20 protein-coding genes and 1 rRNA gene are annotated in these 19,882 nt (G+C 32.7%); 8 read left to right on the top strand and 13 right to left on the bottom strand.

What is annotated here, in order from left to right; genetic code table 11:
* Positions 1-86: ribosomal RNA gene (gene rrf, locus EJA19_RS12575) — 5S ribosomal RNA — on the top strand; the annotation flags it as partial.
* Positions 87-184: 98 nt separating this feature from the next.
* A complete protein-coding gene (locus EJA19_RS12570) occupies positions 185-679 on the top strand; it encodes a hypothetical protein (RefSeq protein WP_125468729.1) in 495 nt (164 codons plus the stop codon).
* On the opposite strand, the gene EJA19_RS12565 is transcribed toward EJA19_RS12570, so the two are convergent.
* The 5 genes from EJA19_RS12565 to rplS form a co-directional block, all read right to left on the bottom strand.
* Positions 676-903: a DUF6095 family protein gene (locus EJA19_RS12565; protein ID WP_125468728.1), complete on the bottom strand. Its 228-nt coding sequence runs from the start codon at positions 901-903 to the stop codon at positions 676-678. The genes EJA19_RS12570 and EJA19_RS12565 overlap by 4 nt on opposite strands.
* On the bottom strand, positions 893-1,711 hold the full coding sequence (gene murQ, locus EJA19_RS12560) for an N-acetylmuramic acid 6-phosphate etherase (protein WP_125468727.1): 819 nt from the start codon (positions 1,709-1,711) through the stop codon (positions 893-895). The genes EJA19_RS12565 and murQ overlap by 11 nt, the downstream gene beginning before the upstream one ends.
* Before the next feature lie 183 nt (positions 1,712-1,894).
* Entirely contained in the window at positions 1,895-4,117 is a 2,223-nt protein-coding gene (locus EJA19_RS12555; protein WP_125468726.1) for an NADP-dependent isocitrate dehydrogenase, read from the bottom strand.
* Between the two features lie 92 nt (positions 4,118-4,209).
* Positions 4,210-4,782, bottom strand: coding sequence for a pentapeptide repeat-containing protein (locus tag EJA19_RS12550; RefSeq protein WP_125468725.1), 573 nt, complete (start codon positions 4,780-4,782; stop codon positions 4,210-4,212).
* Between the two features lie 676 nt (positions 4,783-5,458).
* Positions 5,459-5,812, bottom strand: coding sequence for a 50S ribosomal protein L19 (rplS, locus tag EJA19_RS12545; RefSeq protein ID WP_125468724.1), 354 nt, complete (start codon positions 5,810-5,812; stop codon positions 5,459-5,461).
* 336 nt (positions 5,813-6,148) lie between these two features.
* Between rplS and EJA19_RS12540 the strand changes: the two genes are divergently transcribed.
* Positions 6,149-6,997: a tetratricopeptide repeat protein gene (locus EJA19_RS12540; protein ID WP_125468723.1), complete on the top strand. Its 849-nt coding sequence runs from the start codon at positions 6,149-6,151 to the stop codon at positions 6,995-6,997.
* 9 nt (positions 6,998-7,006) lie between these two features.
* On the opposite strand, the gene trmD is transcribed toward EJA19_RS12540, so the two are convergent.
* From trmD to EJA19_RS12520, 4 genes are all read right to left on the bottom strand, one after another.
* The gene (trmD, locus tag EJA19_RS12535; protein WP_125468722.1) at positions 7,007-7,684 is read right to left on the bottom strand and encodes a tRNA (guanosine(37)-N1)-methyltransferase TrmD; all 678 of its coding nucleotides are present in this window, start codon (positions 7,682-7,684) and stop codon (positions 7,007-7,009) included.
* Between the two features lie 74 nt (positions 7,685-7,758).
* Positions 7,759-8,349: a tRNA (guanine-N1)-methyltransferase gene (locus tag EJA19_RS12530; protein WP_125468721.1), complete on the bottom strand. Its 591-nt coding sequence runs from the start codon at positions 8,347-8,349 to the stop codon at positions 7,759-7,761.
* A 164-nt stretch (positions 8,350-8,513) separates the two neighbouring features.
* Positions 8,514-9,962: a glyceraldehyde-3-phosphate dehydrogenase gene (locus EJA19_RS12525; RefSeq protein ID WP_125468720.1), complete on the bottom strand. Its 1,449-nt coding sequence runs from the start codon at positions 9,960-9,962 to the stop codon at positions 8,514-8,516.
* A gap of 139 nt (positions 9,963-10,101) precedes the next feature.
* Positions 10,102-11,511 (bottom strand): trypsin-like peptidase domain-containing protein, encoded by a 1,410-nt coding sequence (locus EJA19_RS12520; RefSeq protein WP_125468719.1) that lies wholly within the window; start codon positions 11,509-11,511, stop codon positions 10,102-10,104.
* Between the two features lie 147 nt (positions 11,512-11,658).
* Between EJA19_RS12520 and dapF the strand changes: the two genes are divergently transcribed.
* From dapF to EJA19_RS12495, 5 genes are all read left to right on the top strand, one after another.
* Positions 11,659-12,432: a diaminopimelate epimerase gene (dapF, locus tag EJA19_RS12515; protein ID WP_125468718.1), complete on the top strand. Its 774-nt coding sequence runs from the start codon at positions 11,659-11,661 to the stop codon at positions 12,430-12,432.
* Positions 12,426-12,947 carry a GNAT family N-acetyltransferase gene (locus EJA19_RS12510; protein WP_125468717.1) on the top strand — a complete coding sequence of 174 codons (522 nt, stop codon included), beginning with the start codon at positions 12,426-12,428 and terminating at the stop codon, positions 12,945-12,947. Before dapF ends, EJA19_RS12510 begins: the two co-directional genes overlap by 7 nt.
* A 3-nt stretch (positions 12,948-12,950) precedes the next feature.
* Positions 12,951-13,994, top strand: a complete 1,044-nt coding sequence (gene mltG / locus EJA19_RS12505) for an endolytic transglycosylase MltG (RefSeq protein ID WP_125468716.1) — start codon at positions 12,951-12,953, stop codon at positions 13,992-13,994.
* Positions 13,995-13,999: 5 nt separating this feature from the next.
* Complete coding sequence (locus EJA19_RS12500) at positions 14,000-14,908, top strand: DUF2279 domain-containing protein (RefSeq protein ID WP_125468735.1); 909 nt, start codon at positions 14,000-14,002, stop codon at positions 14,906-14,908.
* A 108-nt stretch (positions 14,909-15,016) separates the two neighbouring features.
* Positions 15,017-15,706: a peptidoglycan-binding protein LysM gene (locus tag EJA19_RS12495; RefSeq protein ID WP_125468715.1), complete on the top strand. Its 690-nt coding sequence runs from the start codon at positions 15,017-15,019 to the stop codon at positions 15,704-15,706.
* A gap of 6 nt (positions 15,707-15,712) precedes the next feature.
* Here the strand turns inward: EJA19_RS12495 and EJA19_RS12490 are convergent, their stop codons facing one another.
* The 4 genes from EJA19_RS12490 to dnaA all read right to left on the bottom strand — a co-directional run bounded on the left by EJA19_RS12490 (position 15,713) and on the right by dnaA (position 19,778).
* The gene (locus EJA19_RS12490) at positions 15,713-16,429 is read right to left on the bottom strand and encodes an SAM-dependent methyltransferase (RefSeq protein ID WP_125468714.1); all 717 of its coding nucleotides are present in this window, start codon (positions 16,427-16,429) and stop codon (positions 15,713-15,715) included.
* A complete protein-coding gene (locus EJA19_RS12485; RefSeq protein WP_125468713.1) occupies positions 16,429-17,826 on the bottom strand; it encodes a PQQ-dependent sugar dehydrogenase in 1,398 nt (465 codons plus the stop codon). Before EJA19_RS12485 ends, EJA19_RS12490 begins: the two co-directional genes overlap by 1 nt.
* Positions 17,827-17,896: 70 nt before the next feature.
* Positions 17,897-18,349 carry a low molecular weight protein-tyrosine-phosphatase gene (locus tag EJA19_RS12480; protein WP_170160060.1) on the bottom strand — a complete coding sequence of 151 codons (453 nt, stop codon included), beginning with the start codon at positions 18,347-18,349 and terminating at the stop codon, positions 17,897-17,899.
* Position 18,350: 1 nt separating this feature from the next.
* The gene (gene dnaA / locus EJA19_RS12475) at positions 18,351-19,778 is read right to left on the bottom strand and encodes a chromosomal replication initiator protein DnaA (protein ID WP_125468712.1); all 1,428 of its coding nucleotides are present in this window, start codon (positions 19,776-19,778) and stop codon (positions 18,351-18,353) included.
* Positions 19,779-19,882: the final 104 nt, after the last annotated feature.

The following is a 19,882-nucleotide window of genomic DNA, read 5'->3' as shown; positions in this document are numbered from 1 at the left end:
GCTCACCTCTTACCATTCCGAACAGAGAAGTTAAGCCCATTAGCGCCGATGGTACTACATCGTGGGAGAGTAGGTCGCCGCCTTTTTTAAAGGTCTAAGTATATTTGTACTTAGACCTTTTTTTATAGCTCTTTTTTTAAGGATTATAGTGTCTTGGAAGATATCTTTTTATTAAATTAGTCTGATGAATAATTTAATAGACTCCAATTTAAACACGCTTAATCAACTTCACTCAATAATAAATCAATTAGATAATAGGAATCTAAGTAATAAAACAGTTGAGCCATACAAATCTAGTATTGGTTCTCATATACGTCATATTTTAGATTTTTATTATTGTATTCTTTTTCCTGAGAGTGAAATTATTGATTTCACAAAGAGAAAGCGTGATGAAAAGGTTGAAAGTTGTTGTGTTTCAGCTAAAGCTTATTTAAATCAAATTATTGAAGCTTTAAAAACTTTTGAATATAATGATAAGAAAGCAATAATTGTAAAAGATGATTTAGGTCTTGGTTTGCTTACGATGACTTATACCTATGATGCTGTTTTATCGCAAGCCAATAGCCATACCATACATCATTTTGCTATAATAAATTATATAATGAATGCTCTGGATTTAAAGTTATATAACTCTAAATTTGGTTATAATCCAACAACAGTTATTGAAGAAAGGCGTTAGTTGAACATACTATCCATAATAACTTTTAACCCTTTAAAGGCAAAAAAAATCGCTAGTGCGCAAACAATAAATGCAACAATTAATATAGGAATATATAATGGTTTATCTTGGTTGGTGAAACCAATATAAAGTAGTGTTGGACCTAAAAACATACCAATTAAGGATAGCCCCATTTTTTTTAAGCCTTTAACAAGTAGTTCTTTGTTTGTTCTTTTAGTTTCCATTGTTATGGTTTTGAATAGCTAGACGGACACTTTTGTATTTTTCTAATAGAGCTTCGGCTTTTTCTTTATTGATATTGAGCTCTTTCATTAACATTTTTATACCTCGATCTACAAGCTTATTGTTACTAAGTTGCATATCGACCATTTTATTGCCTTTAATATGACCTAATTGTATCATAGTTGATGTAGTAATCATGTTAAGAACTAATTTTTGTGCTGTTCCTGCTTTCATTCTAGAGCTACCTGTTACAAACTCTGGACCAACTATAACTTCAACAGGAAATTTAGATACCGATGCCAATGGGCTGTTATTATTACAAGTAATACATCCTGTTGGAATATTTTTTTTATTACATGCTTGCAATCCACCAATAACATAAGGCGTTGTGCCCGATGCAGCAATACCAACAACAATATCTTTTTCTGAAATATTATAAGCTGAAAGATCCTTCCAAGCTTCCTCTTTTGAGTCTTCGGCAAATTCTACGGCTTTTCTTATGGCTTTATCGCCACCAGCAATAAGACCGATAACCAAATCGTGTGAAACACCAAAAGTAGGGGGGCATTCTGAGGCGTCAACTATACCTAAGCGCCCACTTGTGCCAGCACCTATGTAAAATAATCTTCCGCCATTTTTAAGTTTTTTTACAACTTGATTGACTAAACTTTCTATTTGAGGAATGGCTTTTTCTACAGCATTGGGTACTGTTTTATCTTCATTATTAATGTTTGTCAGTATTTGATTTACCGACATATTTTCTAGATGATTATAATTAGAATCGGCCTCGGTTGTTTTAGTAAATTCCATGGTTTAAAAGTACAGTTTATTGTGGTAAGTGACCAATTAACCTAGTTAAAAGTTATTGTATTGTTTGCGTTAGTGATGGTAGCGGCATCCTCACAATATTATTGTGAGATATAGCGAACAGCACGACCCTATTGGGTAACGCCCAAAAAAAAGCTCCTAATTAAAGGAGCTTTATATAAATTGTTATGCGTTTATAATGCTATTTAGTGTTTTGCTTGGTCGCATAACTTGTGATGTTAATTCTTCGACAGGTTCGTAATAACCACCTATGGAGGTTGGCTTGCCTTGAATTTTATTTAATTCATCTACTATAATAGTCTCGTTTTCTAAAAGTGTTTTATAGATTGGAGCAAATTCGGCTTTTAAATCGGTATCTTCATTTTGATTTGCTAAGGCTTCTGCCCAATACATGGCTAAATAGAAGTGACTACCACGATTATCAAGCTCTCCTGCTTTTCTAGAAGGTCCTTTTTTATTTTCTAACAATTTTTCGGTAGCGTCATCTAGCGCATCTGCTAAAACTTTTGCTTTGGCATTATTAAAGGTTTCGCTTAAATGTTCTAAAGATACAGCCAATGCTAAAAATTCGCCAAGTGAATCCCAACGTAAGTGGTTTTCCTCTAATAACTGTTGTACGTGTTTAGGAGCAGATCCACCGGCACCAGTTTCGAATAAGCCACCACCATTCATTAATGGTACAATAGATAGCATTTTGGCACTAGTTCCTACTTCTAGAATAGGGAATAGGTCGGTTAAATAATCACGCAATACATTTCCGGTTACCGAAATAGTATCTTCTCCTTTTTTAATACGTTTTAAGGTGAAGTTTGTAGCCTCGATAGGTGATAGGATTCTAATATCTAATCCAGATGTATCGTGGTTTGGTAAATATGTATTTACTTTTTTAATTAATTCGGCATCGTGAGCACGGTTTTCGTTTAACCAAAAAACGGCTGGAGTTTGCGATGCACGCGCTCTTGTTACAGCTAATTTTACCCAATCTTGAATAGGGGCATCTTTTGTTTGGCACATACGCCAGATATCTCCTGCCTCTACAGTATGCTCGATTAGGGTATTTCCAGCATCATCAATAACTTTTACGGTTCCGTTGGAAGCTATTTCAAAAGTTTTATCGTGAGATCCGTATTCTTCAGCTTTTTGTGCCATAAGACCAACGTTAGGAACGGTTCCCATTGTTGTAGGATCGAAAGCACCATTTTCTTTACAGAAATCTATAGTTGCTGTGTAAACGCCAGCATAACTACTATCTGGTATTACAGCTATGGTGTCTTGTGTGTTTCCTTGGGCATTCCACATTTGGCCCGAATTACGAATCATTGCTGGCATTGAGGCATCAATAATAACATCGCTAGGGACGTGAAGGTTTGTAATACCTTTATCGGAATTCACCATTGCTAAATCTGGGCCATTTTCAATAGTTGTTTCAATGGCTTTTAAAATTTCCTCTTTTTTATCTGAAGGAAGTTCTTCTAATTTTGAAAGCACGTTTCCTAATCCATTGTTTTCTTCTACACCAATTTCTTCAAAAACATCAGCATATTTATTGAAAACATCAGCAAAAAATACTTTTACTGCATGGCCAAAGATGATAGGATCGGAAACCTTCATCATGGTTGCTTTCATGTGTAATGAAAATAGTGTACCATTTGCTTTAGCAGCTTTAACTTGTTCTTTTAAGAAAGTTATTAAAGCCGATTTGCTCATGACTGAACCATCGATAATTTCTCCTTTTTGAATAGGAAATGGTTGTTTTAAAATGGTTTCATTTCCATTGTCATCAGTATGGACAATCTTAATATTGGTTGCTTCAGGTAGTGTTAACGATTTTTCTGTATGGGCAAAATCGCCTTGTTCCATAGTTGCAACATGCGATTTGGAGTTTGAGCTCCAAGCCCCCATGCTATGTGGATTTTTCTTAGCAAAGTTTTTTACTGCTTTTGGTGCACGACGGTCTGAGTTTCCTTCGCGAAGTACTGGGTTTACAGCACTACCTTTAATTTTATCGTAGCGTGATTTAATATCTTTTTCGGCATCAGATTGTGGTTCTTCTGGATAATTAGGAATGTTAAATCCTTTGTCTTGAAGCTCTTTAATAGCTGCCATTAGTTGCGGTACTGAAGCACTAATATTAGGTAGTTTAATAATATTTGTTTCTGGTAGCTTTACCAATTCTCCAAGAGTGCCAAGAGCATCTTCTACTTTTTGATCGTCATTTAAAAAATCTGGAAAAGTTGCTAAGATTCTGCCTGCTAACGAGATGTCTTTGGTTTCTATATTAATACCAGACGATTTTGTAAACGCTCTTACAATTGGTAAAAAAGAGTGGGTTGCCAATGCTGGAGCTTCATCTGTTTTGGTATAAAAAATAGTTGGAGATTTTGCCATTTTATATAAGGTTTTGTGACGTTAAACAAATTTTAATTAAGTCCTGCAAATATAATAAAATCAAGTGGCTTAAGCTTGTTGTTTTGTAGCATTTATTCTATGGTGATCTTATAAGATTTAAGCAATCCTATTATGTGCTCTTTTGAAAATTTAGCGTGAGTAATTTTGTTGTTTTCTGGATGAATATTATAGTTGTAAGCTGTGCTTAAATCGCTGCTTTCTAAATTTGTGTTTTCGAAGATGGCCGATTTTACATCACAATTATTTAGTGTTGATTTTGAGAGGTTTGTATTGCTAAAGTCGGTTTGATGCATAATACAGTTATTAAATCGTGTATTAGGTATTTTTAAATCTTGAAACGACGCTAGTTCTAAATAGCAGTTATTAAAACTAAACGTTAATAGAAATGCATTACAAGTGTTAAACTGTACGCCCGTTAATTTACAATCTATAAAATCGACGTGATTAAAACTTGTATGTGCAATATTGCAATTACTTAAATTACAATTAATAAAAGTACATTCTAGAAAAACATTGTTACTAATATCTGAATTTGAGAAATCACAGTCTTCGAATGTGCAATTATCGTATTCTGCTTTAGATATTTTGTTGGAAGAGTAGTTTTGACTTTTAAAATGTTGCTCTGAGATAAAAGGTAAATCCATGTGTTTTTTGAAAATGGTAAAGATAGAAAAACAAAAGCCATATCATTGTAGAAAATTCTACCTTGACATGGCTTTCTTCGAAACAGTTACTACGTGACCTATTTAGTTTTTACTAAATCGACCGATATTAACTCACGTTACCTATCGTTCTTTTCAATTCAAGTTTCACTATTTCAATTTGAAACATATCACTTCTTTCAAAATGTATTGACATGAAGTATGATGTTTCATGAAATTGTTTTTCTTGATACTTTTTTATTTAAATGTCACTTGCGTGCTATTTAAATTTAAAAGCATTGTTTCCTATCTTAACTTTTACTTTCGTTAGTGTGTTACCTTTAGAAACTTTCGGTTTTTCTAGTTTGTACCTGCAAAGCATGTACTACTTTTAAAAACGTCATGGCTTTTTAACTCCCATATGCTTACACATACTGTTTTAAAACCTCGAAAAAACAATTATAATAAAGAACGTTACTTTATTCAATTAAACATAAACCTAAAATTAAGACCAACACGAATGTTGTTGTTTAATTGTTTAGCTAATATACGTTAGGGTATTTAAAAATAAAACTTTTAAGAGGTCTAGTTATCAACTACTTATAAACTTAAGTTATTAACTTTTGTTAATAAAAAAAGCCTTGTATTTACAAGGCTTTTAAAAGTTTTAAACAAGTGATTAACGACGTACCTGTTCTTTAATTCTTGCTTTTTTACCAGTAAGACCTCTAAAGTAGTAAATTCTAGCTCTACGTACTTTACCTCTCTTATTGACTTCAATTTTTTGTAAAGCTGGCATGTTGATAGGAATAATACGCTCAACACCTACGGTTCCAGACATTTTTCTAATGGTGAATGTTTCGGTGGCACCACTTCCTCTTCTTTGGATAACTACTCCTCTAAAGAACTGTGTACGAACTTTGTCACCTTCTCTAATTTCGTAATAAACTGTAATTGTATCTCCAGCTGAAAATTCTGGAAAATCTTTTTTTCCTACAAATTCGTCTTGTACGTATTTTACTAAAGACTCCATGTTTTTAATGTTTTGTTGTTAATTCGAAATAACATTCACGATTCTCGCCAGAGGTTAGTCCAAAATTGAGTGCAAAGATAATTAAAAAGTAATAAGTTAAAAGCTTTAAATAAAAGTTTTTTAGCGTTTCTATTTCACAAGCAAAAGGTTGGGAGGCATTTGCTGGACATTAGCTAGCTACAGACTTTAATATGTCTATTAAAATAAAATTAACTATAAGTGGGATAATAGTGTTGCAAACTTAAAAAAATTAGATAACAAAATTTGCACAGTCAAATATTTATATAAATTTTGTATTGTAATAAAAACACAGACACTAAATACGTCCTTACTGCTATGTTAAAAACCTTACTATCAATCGTTTTTTTAAATTTATATATTGCTGCTTTTTCCAATATTCAACAAGTACAAGTAGATAGTTTAGAGCAGCCTTTATATAAACCCTTTATAGAACGTTACATTCTTGATGAAATAAAAAGTTTACGCCAAGAAAACCAAAAACTAAGAGCACAAGTTACAGAGCAAATAGCTGAAGCTAAATTAGAGTCTTCAGATAGGGCCATAAATTACACAACAAGTACAATAAACAATATTTTTTACATTATTACGGCTGCCGCTTCTTTGTTAGTATTATTGGGGTGGCGATCACTTAACGATATAAAAAAGAGTATAAAAATAGATACTGCTAAAAAAATACAAACCCTTACTGGGGATTATGAAAATAGATTGCAACAGATAGAAAAAAAATTAGTAGAACGCTCCAAAATAATCATCGAAACGCAACAAGAAATTTCCAATACCAATTCTATTCACTCATTATGGATGCGTGCTGGACTAGAGAAAAGTGAAGAAGAAAAAATTTCTATTTACGATGAAATTTTAGACATTAACCCTAACGATATTGAAGCGATGACTTACAAGGCAGATGCTTTATTAGAAATTGGTGAAATTCGTTGGGCATTAAACTTACTAAATACTGCAATAGATCACGATAGTGATTATTCTTTAGCTTATTGGCAACGAGCCTGTACTTATGCACTATTAGATAAGCCAGACGAAGCAGTTAGAGATATTGAAACATCGTTACAATTATCTGACACACTAACTGAAGAGTTACTTAACGAAAAGCATTTTGATAATTTAAGGAATAATAAAAAATTTCAATCGCTTATTAAATCAACTTAAATATTCAATTTAATCTTTTAATAAATCAGGTCTACGTTCTTGGGTTCTTTTGTAGGCTTGTTCTTCTCGCCATTTTTCAATTTTAGGAAAGTTGCCGCTAAAAAGAATTTCTGGAACTTTCATGCCTTTATATTCTCTAGGTCTGGTATAAATGGGGGGTGCTAAAAGGTTATCTTGAAACGAATCGGTTAGGGCAGAAGTTTCATTTCCTAATACGCCAGGAATTAATCGTATAACAGCATCGCAAAGTACAGCTGCCCCTAACTCGCCTCCAGAGAGTACATAATCACCAATAGAGATTTCTTTGGTTATAAATTTATCTCTAACACGCTGGTCGACACCTTTATAATGCCCACATAAAATAATCATATTTTTATGTAAGGATAATTGATTGGCAATACCTTGATTTAGTGTTTCGCCATCGGGTGTCATATAAATAATCTCATCGTAATTGCGTTGCGATTGAAGCTTGGTAATACATTTATCTATAGGTTCCACCATCATAACCATACCTGCTCCGCCACCAAATTGATAATCGTCTACAGATTTATATTTATCGGTTGTATAATCTCTTAGGTTATGAAAGTGAACTTCAACTAAGTTAGCCTCGATGGCTCTTTTTAAAATAGAAGCTTCAAAGGGACTCTTTAGAAGTTCGGGTAAAACAGTAATAATATCAATACGCATGAATACGGTGCTTTAATAAAAAAATCTGTAAGCGAAATTACAGATTTTTAATGGTATTTAAGCAGAAAGTTTATTTAGTTGTTTTTTTGCTTATTGATTTCGTCTTGTAATTGGCGACGCACTTTTTGTTCTCTTTCAAGAGCACGTTTTCTATGTTCTTCAAATTCTTCTTCTACTTCGGAAAGCGATTTTTTTGCTTCGCGAGTAATGGTATTACTGTTTTTAAACTTGTATATAAAGAATAATAAGAATCCTAAAAGCCCGATAATAATAGACCACATTAATGTATTGTAACTACCTTTACTCATTTGCATGCCAAAAAGAGCCATGTTATTTTTCTCTTCATTGGTTTTATCTAATGTGTTTTGGGTGTTACTTAAATTAGCATTAAGCTTATTAATTTCTTTAGATTGGCTATCTATAACCGTTTGGCTTTTGTTTAAATTTTCATGTAATGCTTTTAAAGAATCTAACGTATGCGCTTTTAAAGCATAAAGCCAAGTTTTCTTTATTACTTTATATTGTTGGTAATTGTTAGATTTTCTTATAACATATTCAAATTGATTGTCTATCGTACCACTATTTAAAGAAAGTTCCTCTTCTTCTTGAGCAAATAGGGCAATAGAAAATACGGTAAATAAAATGGATAATGTTAAAGACTTCATGTTTAGAATAGTTGTTTGTTTTTGCTGTTACTTGCGAAAGTAACAAATTAAATATTATGTGTAATTATTAGTAAATAAAAAAGCCCTCCAAAGAGGACTTTTTTTATATACGTAAAAATTATGAGTTTAGACTTTTAAGAAGTTTAAAAGTTTAAGTGTGCTCATTAATAATAGGTGTGACGTCTTACTTTAGCAATATATTTAGCTAATCGGATAACTTGGTGGCTGTAGCCATACTCATTATCATACCAAATGTAAAGAATAACATTTTTACCATCTTCTCTTACAATAGTAGCTTTACTATCGTAAATTGAAGGTGCCGAGCTACCTACAATATCACTAGATACTAATTCGTCGTTTAATTCGTATTTAATTTGTTCTACTAAATCACCTTCTAAAGCATACTTTTTAATAATAGTGTTTACACCTTCAACCGATGTTGGGTTGTCTAATTCTAGATTTAAAATAGCTAACGATCCATTAGGGACAGGAACACGAATAGCGTTAGAGGTTAGTTTACCTTCTAAAGAAGGAAGCGCTTTAGACACCGCTTTTCCAGCACCAGTTTCGGTAATAACCATGTTTAATGCTGCTGCACGACCACGACGGTATTTTTTATGAAAGTTGTCTACTAAGTTTTGGTCGTTTGTATAGGCGTGAATCGTTTCTAAATGACCACTTTTTACACCAAACGAGTCTTCAATAACTTTTAAAATAGGCGTAATAGCGTTTGTTGTACAAGATGCTGCCGAAAAGATATCTACTTTATCTGGGTTGTGTTCTAAATGATTTACTCCATGAACAATGTTAGGTACATTTTTTCCTGGTGCAGTAAGTAATACTTTGTCTACACCTTTAGCTTTTAAGTGTCTTGCTAAAGCTTCGTCATCTCTAAAAGCACCTGTATTGTCAATAATTAAAGCATCGTTAATATTGTAAGCAGTATAATCGATATCTTCTGGAGCGTTTGCAGTAATCATATTTACGGTAGTTCCGTTTATGATTAATGCTTTATTTTTTATATCGGCAGAAACAGTTCCTGGAAATTCACCATGTACAGAATCGTTACTTAATAAAGAGGCTCTTTTCTTTAAAATAGTTTCGTCAATATTACCACGTGTAACAATTGCTCTTAAGCGTAACTGGCTACCTTTACCTGTACGCGTCATTAATTCTCTTGCTACTAATCGCCCAATTCTTCCAAAACCATATAATACAACATCTTTTGGTTGGATAGGCTCTTGTTTATTAGCGTCTTTTAATTTATCGGCAATAAAAGCTAAGGCATTGTTATATTTTTTTTCTTCTAAGTGGTATTCGTAAGTAAGTTTACCAATATCTAATTTAGCTGGTGGTAAGTCTAGCGTTTGAATAGCTTGAGCAATTTCAACTGAATCGAAAATTGAAATAGGCTTTTGTACAAATTCGCAAGCATATTCATGTAAGTTTAAAATTTGACTTACATTTCTATCGATTAATTGATTTCTAAAAAGGACTAATTCGATAGATTTATCGTACCAAAGATCGCTTACAATTTTAATAAATTCTACCGTAGCTCTTCTTCTGTCTGCTTGAAAAGCCAATTCGCTTTCATAAGTTCCGTTAAGACTCATTTTTAAAAGTTTAGTGTGTTGTTTTATTTTAAATTTTGTGCAAAAGTAATATATTTCAAACGTTTTCGTAAAGTTTTTTAACAAATAAAAAACCCTTCGTTTTTCCGAAGGGTTTCTTTCTCTTTTTAATAGCAATTACTTATCGCCAATATACGGTTTCTTTATCACCATGTTTATTAATAATTTCGAATTTTAATGGTTCGTTATAAGCTTTGTTTTCTATAATTTTTTTTGCTGTATCAACATCGTTAACATCGTTGTCGTTTATGGCTGTAATAATGCTACCTTCTTCTATACCATTTGATTTCCAATTACGGGCATATCTTGGGTTAAGTTCCGATATTTTTATGCCTTTAGATAGTTTAAACTTCTTTAAATCTTTCTCATTAGCATTTTTTACACGACCAACTATAGGTAAAACAGCTGTTTGATTTTTAATAAGTGTAACTGGAACAATTTCTAGGTCTTCATTATCTCGTAATAAGGTAACATGGACTATGTCGTTAGGTCTTTTTGTACTTAAATAACCTTTTAAATCGGCAAATTTAGAAATTTCAATATCGTCCAATTTTTTAATAACATCGCCTTTAGCTATTCCTGCGGCATCGGCACCAGAATCTTCTTCAACGTCACTTACATAAAATCCTTCAGAAGTTGATACACCAAATTCTTCGGCATATTTACTATTTAATGAAATACCAGAAACGCCTAAAATTCCATTCTGTACATTGCCAAATTCCATAATGTCTTCTACTACTTTACGGGCAATATTACTTGGTACAGCAAATGAATACCCAATGTAAGAGCCTGTTTGCGAAGAGATAGCTGTATTAATACCCACCAAGTCGCCATTGGCATTTACTAGTGCGCCACCCGAATTTCCTGGGTTAACTGCTGCATCTGTTTGAAGAAATGATTGATAGTTTTGCCCTGTTAAATCACGCGATTTAGCACTAATTATTCCAGCAGTAACTGTTGATGTTAAGTTAAAAGGGTTACCAACAGCTAATACCCATTCGCCAATTTTAGCTTGATCGGAGTCGCCAAATCTTATAAAGGGTAAATCGTCTTGGGCGTTAATTTTTAAAAGCGCAATATCCGTTTTTTTATCCGTGCCAATTAATTCAGCCTCATAAATATTATTGTCGTTTGTGGTGATAGATATTTGCGAAGCGCCATTAATAACATGATTATTAGTAATAATGTAGCCATCTGGAGAAATAATAACACCACTCCCTGTACCTACTTGTGTACGTTGTGAACTTCTGCCAAACATTAAATCTTGTAATGTAGTTGGTCCAGAAACGGTTGCTGTATTTTTAACATGAACTACTGCATGAACCGTTTTTTCTGCGGCTTCAACAAAATCTGGAGATTCTGCAATATTATATGCATTAGTAATAGTATTGCTTGTTGGTAAAAAATTTGATGTTTCTTCGGTTTGAGTAACAGCACTTGTTGACTCTTTTTCAATAAAAAACTTGTAGGCTGAAAGGGTGATAATGCCACCTAAAGCCGATACTAAAACTAAACTAGCTAACTTTTTCATGTGTTTTAGATTTTATTTTAATTATTTAACGATTAAAATTAATTATTTATTGAGTGTCATGTTTTTTGTTTAACGATTTTTAACGCACTATTTAACGTGTTTTAACATCATAAAAAACCGCTTAATATTTCTATATTTGCCAAATCTATGGCAGTTGAATTCTATAAATATCAAGGAACAGGAAACGATTTTGTAATGATTGATAATCGTCAGTTACAATTCGACAAAAATAATACCAAACTTGTGGCACAACTATGTGACAGACGTTTTGGTATTGGAGCCGATGGCTTAATTTTATTGGAGAACCACGATACAGCAGATTTTAAGATGGTGTATTACAACTCTGATGGTAATCCAAGTACCATGTGTGGTAATGGTGGACGTTGTTTGGTAGCTTTTGCAAAATTTCTTGGAATGATAGAAAACAGCACCACTTTTGAAGCAGTAGATGGCTTACATCATGCTCGTATAGAAAATGATGTGGTTAAATTACAGATGCAAGATGTTACTAAAATAGAAGCAAATAATGATTTTGTGTTTTTAGATACAGGCTCGCCTCATCATGTAACTTGTGTAAATGATGTAGCAGATTTTAATGTTAAACAGGAAGGCGCTAAAATTCGTTACAGCGATTTATATGGAAAAGCAGGAAGTAACGTGAATTTTGTTTCAAAAATATCTGATGACACATTTAGGCTACGCACCTATGAGCGTGGTGTTGAAGACGAAACCTTATCCTGTGGTACTGGAGCTACAGCAGTAGCTTTAGCCATGAATTATATTGGTGAAACCGAAAAAAACCTTATTACCCTTAATGTAGAAGGTGGCCAAGTACAAGTAACTTTCAATAAAGTGGATAACGGCTATGATAATGTGTGGTTAATTGGCCCTGCAAAGCAAGTTTTTAAAGGCGAATGGTAACATTAAAAGGAGAACATATTTTTTTAAGAGCTTTAGAGCCCGAAGACCTCGATTTTATTTATGAAATCGAAAATGATGAAACTATCTGGGAATTAAGCAACACGCAAACACCTTATTCACAATATCTTATAAAAGATTATTTGGCTAATGCACATAAGGATATTTATGAGGTAAAGCAATTAAGGTTACTTATTTCAAATTATGATAATCAAGCTATCGGGTTAATCGATTTGTTTGATTTTGATCCCAAAAATAATAAAGCAGGTATTGGCATTTTGATAAAATCATGTCATGATAGAAACAAAGGTTTCGGTAGTGAAGCTTTGTCCTTGCTACTAAACTATTGTAAAATCCATTTAGGATTACACCAAGTGTATTGTAATGTTTCAGAAGAAAATACGACGAGTTTAAATTTATTTAAAAAATACAATTTTAACATTGTAGGCATAAAAAAAGACTGGAACTTGGTTAACAATCAATATAAAAACGAATACTTATTACAGTTACTATTTTAAGCGATGTATATTAAAAAAATTTTATGGGCTGTTGCCCTAATTGGACTTATTGTTATTGCCGTTTTTTCATACTACGTATATTCGGTAATGTTAAAACCAAACACAGCATTTAATAACGAAGAAGCATATATTTATGTCCCTACAAATGCTACTTATAATCAGGTAAGAGAACAATTAGAACCCTTACTAATTGATATTGATAAGTTTGATGCCCTTGCCAAGCAAAAAAAATATACAACAAATATTAGAGCAGGTAAATATGCTATAAAAAAAGGGATGAATAACAACGATATTATAAATTCCATAAGAAGCAAAAATCTACCCGTTCGTGTATCGTTTAATAATCAAGAAAGTTTGCCAAAACTTGCAGGAAGGATAGCTCAGCAAATAGAAGCCGATAGCCTATCGCTTTTACAAGCAATGACAGATAGTGTGTTTCTTAAAAAGAATGATTTTGATAAACAATCTGCCTTAGGTATGTATATCCCTAATAGCTATGAGTTATTTTGGAATACGTCTGCCGAAACTTTTCGAGATAGAATGTTAAAAGAATACAACCGTTTTTGGAATACTACTAGAGTAAACAAAGCTAAAGCTATTGGTTTAACGCCCAAAGAGGTTATGACATTAGGTTCTATAGTCCATGAAGAATCTAAACAAGCGAGTGAGCAACCTCGTATAGCAGGTGTTTATATGAACCGTTTACGAATAGGAATGCCATTACAAGCCGATCCCACACTTAAATATGCTGCTTATCAATTACCAGAATATCAGGATACGATTATTAAGCGCGTATTAAATAAGCATAAAGAAATAGAGTCGCCATACAATACCTATAAATATTTAGGCTTGCCACCAAGTTTAATTGCTATGCCAGATATTACAGCCATTGATGCTGTTTTAAATTATGAAAAACATAATTACGTGTATTTTGTTGCCGATGCCAAGCGATTAGGGTATCATAAATTTGCTAAAACGTTAAGTCAGCATAATGCAAATGCAAGAGCATACCACAGGTATTTATCGTCTCAAGGTATAAATAAGTAACATTGATACAATTTAGAGTTGTTTTTTTAGTATGTCTACTATCAATTTCATGTTGGTCACAAACACCATCCAATTTGGAGTTATTTTTTACACCTAGCGATACACTTCATACTTCTAGAAGAAATGCTGTTGTTATTACAGAAGCGTCATTGGCGTCGGTAACTTTATTGGGATTAAATCAATTATGGTATAAAGACTATCCAAAATCTAAATTTCATATAACAAACGATAACAATCAATGGTTACAAATGGATAAGTTAGGCCATGTGTATTCATCTTATCAATTAGGGCAGTTAGGTGCAGATTTGTTACAGTGGAGTGGTGTATCAAAGAAAGACCAATTAATTTATGGGGCTACTTTAGGGGTTACTTTTTTAACAGCTGTGGAGGTTTTTGATGGATTTTCAAAAGAATGGGGTTTTTCTTGGGGAGATATGGCAGCAAATGCGGCAGGAACAGGGTTATATGTTGGACAAGAATTATTATGGGATGAACAACGCATTGTGATGAAGTATTCATTTCATCAAACAAAATACGCTAAAATGAATCCTGATAAATTAGGACATGGCTTTACAGAAGCGTTTTTAAAAGATTATAACGGGCAAACCTATTGGCTGAGTTTTAATATACAATCGTTTACAAAATCGAAAACAATACCTAAATGGTTAAACATTGCTTTGGGGTATAGTGGCGATGGCATGCTAACAGGAATTAATAATATAAATAATGACTTTCCAGATCAAAATAGATCCCGCCAATACTTATTGAGTTTGGACATAGACTTAAGTAGAATTCAAACAAAATCTCACGTTTTAAAATCGATATTCGGTATTTTAAATACGATAAAAGTACCGCTGCCAACTATGGAGTTTAACGATAAAAACGGCATAAAACTGCACGGAATCTACTTTTAAGAACACTTAATCGACTAATTTTCAGTATTTAAAAAAAATGCGTATCTTTGCACGCTGAAATTTAAAGGCTACAATTAAATTATAATTAAGCCTTGAAAATTTAAAGTTATGATTAAAAATATTGGAAGTCATTTTGCTCTTTTACTTACAATATCATTATTGTTAGTAGGAGCGTTTTGTTTGAACAAGAAATTAAATTCAAACACATCAAACGCTATAGCATTACACAATGTTCAAGAAAATATTGATAATGTTAATAATGAAACCGAAACAGGTTTAGAAATTTTACCTGCTCACGAGCCCGTTAAAGTATATACACCAGAATTAGGAAAATCTTTTGTTGCTTTTAAAGAAGCTTTAGGGTTTAAAGAATCTAGAGGAGATTATTTTACTATTAACGATTTTGGTTACTTAGGAAAATACCAGTTTGGAAAGGAAACTTTAAAATTAATTGGTATTTATAACCCAGTTGTATTTTTAAATACGCCAGAATTACAGGAAAAAGCCTTTATAGCTAATGCATCTCGCAACAAATGGGTGTTAAGAAGAGATATTAAGCGTTTTAAAGGAAAAACAATTAATGGTATTCTTATAACCGAATCTGGTATTTTGGCAGCAGCGCATTTAGCTGGACCTGGAAATGTAAAGAAGTATTTAAGAAGTTATGGCCGTCATGGGTTTTCTGATGCTTTTGGAACATCGATAGATTATTATTTAAAGAAATTTTCAGGTTACGATACCTCAAATATTTCTCCTAATAAAAAGGCAAAAGTTAAATTAGAAAAACAAACAGCTTAACGAAAGCTAGTTTCTGTAAATAATAAATAGTGTAGGTCTTTTATGTAGGTCTACGCTATTTTTTTTCCACTCACTTACAGTTTTTGTTTTTATATACTCGGTTGGTAGCGTAATATCGCAAGCTACACAAACAAGTGTGTCGTTGTTAAGCGATTGGCATATATCTTCCAGCATTTTATTATTTCTATAAGGCGTTTCAATAAATAATTGTGCTTGATTGTGTTTATAAGCTAATTGCTCTAAACGTTTAAGTTCCTTTCTTCTATCTTTTTTATCAATAGGAAGATAACCATTAAACGCAAAATTTTGGCCATTCATTCCAGAAGCCATTAATGCCAAAAGGATAGAAGATGGACCAACCAAAGGAACCACTTGAATACCTTTTTCATGAGCAATTTTTACAACATCAGCTCCAGGATCTGCAATACCAGGACAGCCAGCTTCCGAGAGTATGCCAACGTTTTCACCTTGCAAACAAGGCTCTAAAAATGAAGGTAAATCTATGGGATCTGTAAATTTATTAAGCTGAAACATGGTAAGACTAGATTGTTTTTTACCAGGCTTAATTTTTTTTATAAACCTACGGGCTGTTTTTTCATTTTCAACAATGTAGATTTGTACAATTTCAATAATTTTTTTTACAGAAATGGGTAAAACTTCTAAAGGGGCGTTATCGCCTAAAGTTGTTGGGATTAAATAGAGTTTTCCTTTGTTTTGGGACATTATTTTATAATTAACTTTTGAAGCTGTTTTTTATTGGAATCAGAAATAATTTCAACCAAATATAAGCCACTTTGTAAATTTTCAACCGATATTTTTTTATTCTTTTCTTGAATTTCTTTAGTAAAGACTTTTTTTCCTAAAATAGAATACATATTTACTTGATAAGGTTTGCTATAATTGCTTGAAATAGTAATGCTGTCGTAAGTAGGGTTAGGGTAAATAGCAACATTTATAAATTGATTTTCTTCAACACTTAAATCGTTATTTATAATTTTATAGATATTTCCAGAACTTATACCTGCAACGTAGATTTCGCCACTAGAATCTTCCCCAAAAGCAGTCCAATTATTGCCGTCAAATTGTTCGGTAAATGTCATGTTCCAATTCGCCCCATCATAAGATAAAATACCAATTTCGTTACTACAATAATCGGCAAAAAAGTACCAACCAGTCATACTAGGTTGTTCAAGACCTCTGTACCGGTAACCACCCGTTATCGAGCATTTAAAAGGGCCATTTCCAGAATGTGTATATTGTGCAATTGGGAATGTTAGTGTAGAGATGTCTGGACAGTTTCCTGTTGTGTTGTAAGTGTCGTTACCTTCGTAACATCGCCAACCATAATTTACACCAGCATTGGTTAACGATACCATGTTAATTTCTTCAATATTATTCTGGCCTACATCGGCAATCCATAAATCGTTTGTAGCTCTATCAAATGAAAAACGCCATGGATTTCTTAACCCATACGCCCATATTTCTGGTAATGTAGTATTGTCGCCATCGTTTGCAAAAGGATTATCGTTTGGAATTCCGTAAGGCGTACCATTATCCACATCAATACGTAATAGTTTACCAAGTAAAGTACTTAAATCTTGAGCTCTATCTCCAGGGTCGCCACCCGAACCACCATCACCTGTAGCTATATATAAATAGCCATCATTACCAAAGGCTAAATCGCCACCATTATGATTTGAATATGGCTGACTTATTGTAAGTAATATTGTACCACTATTGTTATCTGCTATGTCTGGGTTATTTGTAGATACTGTATATCTTGCTATAACAGTATCGCCATTGCTGTTGGTGTAGTTGACATAAAAATAACCATTGCTACTATAATTAGGATGGAAGGCTAAGCCAAGCAAACCTCTTTCTCCTCCACTAGAAATAATGTTACTTATATCTAAAAAAGATGTATTGTTAACCGTACCATTCTGGTCAATTATTTTAATAGTACCACTTCTTTCTAACACAAATAAACGATTATCGCCTGCATGTTTAATACCTATAGGGTCTGATAGTCCACTAGCAAAAAGCTCAAGTTCAATATCTTGTGAAAAACTAAAGTTAAACACAAAAAGGCATGTAATAATTAATAGGGTAGAGGTTTTCATAATTAACAATTTTGTATTGTTAAATTACAAAAAAAGAACTAAAAAATTGAAATTTAGTTTGTTAGGTTACTTATACTATTTTTGAAGCAATGATGTCGCAGGCTTCATCAAGCATTTTAAAAACATTGTCAAATCCTTGTTTACCGCCATAATAAGGATCTGGAACGGAATGATTTTGATTTTTATAAATCTCGTTTAAAATCATGTTAACTTTAGTTTTATCGCTTTCATGTCTTGCGAGATTAATCACATTATGATAGTTTGATTCATCCATAACGTAGATATAATCGAAAATATCAAAATCTTTTACTGTAAATTGTCTGCCTTTTTGCGAGGTAATATCTAAGCCGTATTTTCTGGCAACTTCAATAGATCTAATATCAGGTGCATCCCCGATATGGTAGTTTGAAGTTCCAGCAGAATCTACTATAAACTTATCTTGTGGTAGTTTAGATTTTAAAATGCCTTCGGCTAATGGCGATCGGCAAATGTTACCTAAACAAACCATTAGTATTTTAGTCATTTTAAACGGTCAGTTTTTTGGTTAAATCGTCCACGTATTTTTTAAATTGCTTGTCTGTAGAGGATAGGTTATCTACTGTTTTGCAAGCATGTAAAACCGTGGCATGATCACGTTTTCCTATTTGAGAACCAATGCTTGCTAAAGACGCTTTAGTAAGTTTTTTGGCAAAAAACATGGCTAATTGTCTTGCTTGAACAATATGACGCTTTCTGGTTTTAGATTGTAACGTATCAATATCCATTTGGAAATAATCTGAAACAACTTTTTGTATATAATCTATAGAGACTTCGCGCTTGGTATTTTTAACAAACTTCTCAACAACTTGTTTTGCTAATTCAATATTAACTTCTTTTTTATTGAAAGAGGATTGAGCAATTAGTGAAATAATAGCGCCTTCAAGCTCACGAATATTTGTTTTAATATTTTTGGCAACATACTCCACAATATCTTCTGGCATTTCAACGCCATCACGATATAGTTTGTTTTTTAAGATAGAAACACGGGTTTCAAAATCTGGGCTTTGTAACTCGGCCGAAAGTCCCCATTTAAAACGCGATAATAAACGTTGCTCAATATCTTGCATATCAACAGGAGCCTTGTCACTTGTTAAAATAACCTGTTTCCCATTTTGGTGCAAATGATTAAAAATATGGAAAAACACATCTTGCGTTCCTGTTTTTCCTGATAAAAATTGAACATCGTCAATAATTAGAACATCAATAATTTGATAAAAATGAATAAAATCATTTCTATTGTTCTTTTTTACCGAGTCAATATATTGTTGTGTAAATTTTTCAGCTGAAATGTAAAGTACTGTTTTTTCTGGGTACTTATCTTTTATATCAACTCCAATAGCGTGGGCCAAATGGGTTTTGCCTAAACCAACGCCTCCAAAAACTAATAAAGGATTAAACGATGTTCCTCCTGGTTTTGCTGCTACAGCTAAGCCAGCACTTCGTGCTAATCTGTTGGAATCGCCTTCTAGGAAATTTTCAAAATTATAGTTTGGATTAAGTTGCGATTCAATTTTAACATTTCTTATCCCAGGAATTATAAACGGATTTTTTAATTCCGGATTTTTATTGTTAAGCGGAATATCAACATCTTGAGATTTTACAGCACTTCTGTTAGAGCTTGGTATTTTTTCGGTAAAAGGTTGTTTATTACCATAGGTGTTTTCCATTTTAATAATGTAAACTAATTTGGCATTTTCACCTAATTCTTTAGTAAGGGCAACTTTTAAAACTTTTACGTAATGCTCTTCTAACCATTCGTAGAAAAATTTACTAGGTACTTGAATGCTTAAAGCTTTATCGGTAAGCTTTACTGCCTTAATCGGTTCAAACCAAGTTTTATATGCTTGAGGCTGGATATTATCTTTTATGAATTCTAGACAGTTACTCCATACCGATTGCGCAGTCACATTCATTCTTACTTTAGAAATTTTATTAAGTTAGTTATTGTAGAGAAGTAGAATTCCCCGTTGATTTTATAGCTCGACAAATATGTGAACAAAATTCTAAAAAAAAAAAT

Origin of the sequence: Mangrovimonas spongiae (assembly GCF_003944795.1) — a bacterium.
GTDB lineage: Bacteria > Bacteroidota > Bacteroidia > Flavobacteriales > Flavobacteriaceae > Mangrovimonas > Mangrovimonas spongiae.
The sequence above is the reverse complement of the archived record's forward strand: the minus strand, read 5'-3'. Positions and strand labels throughout refer to the sequence as shown.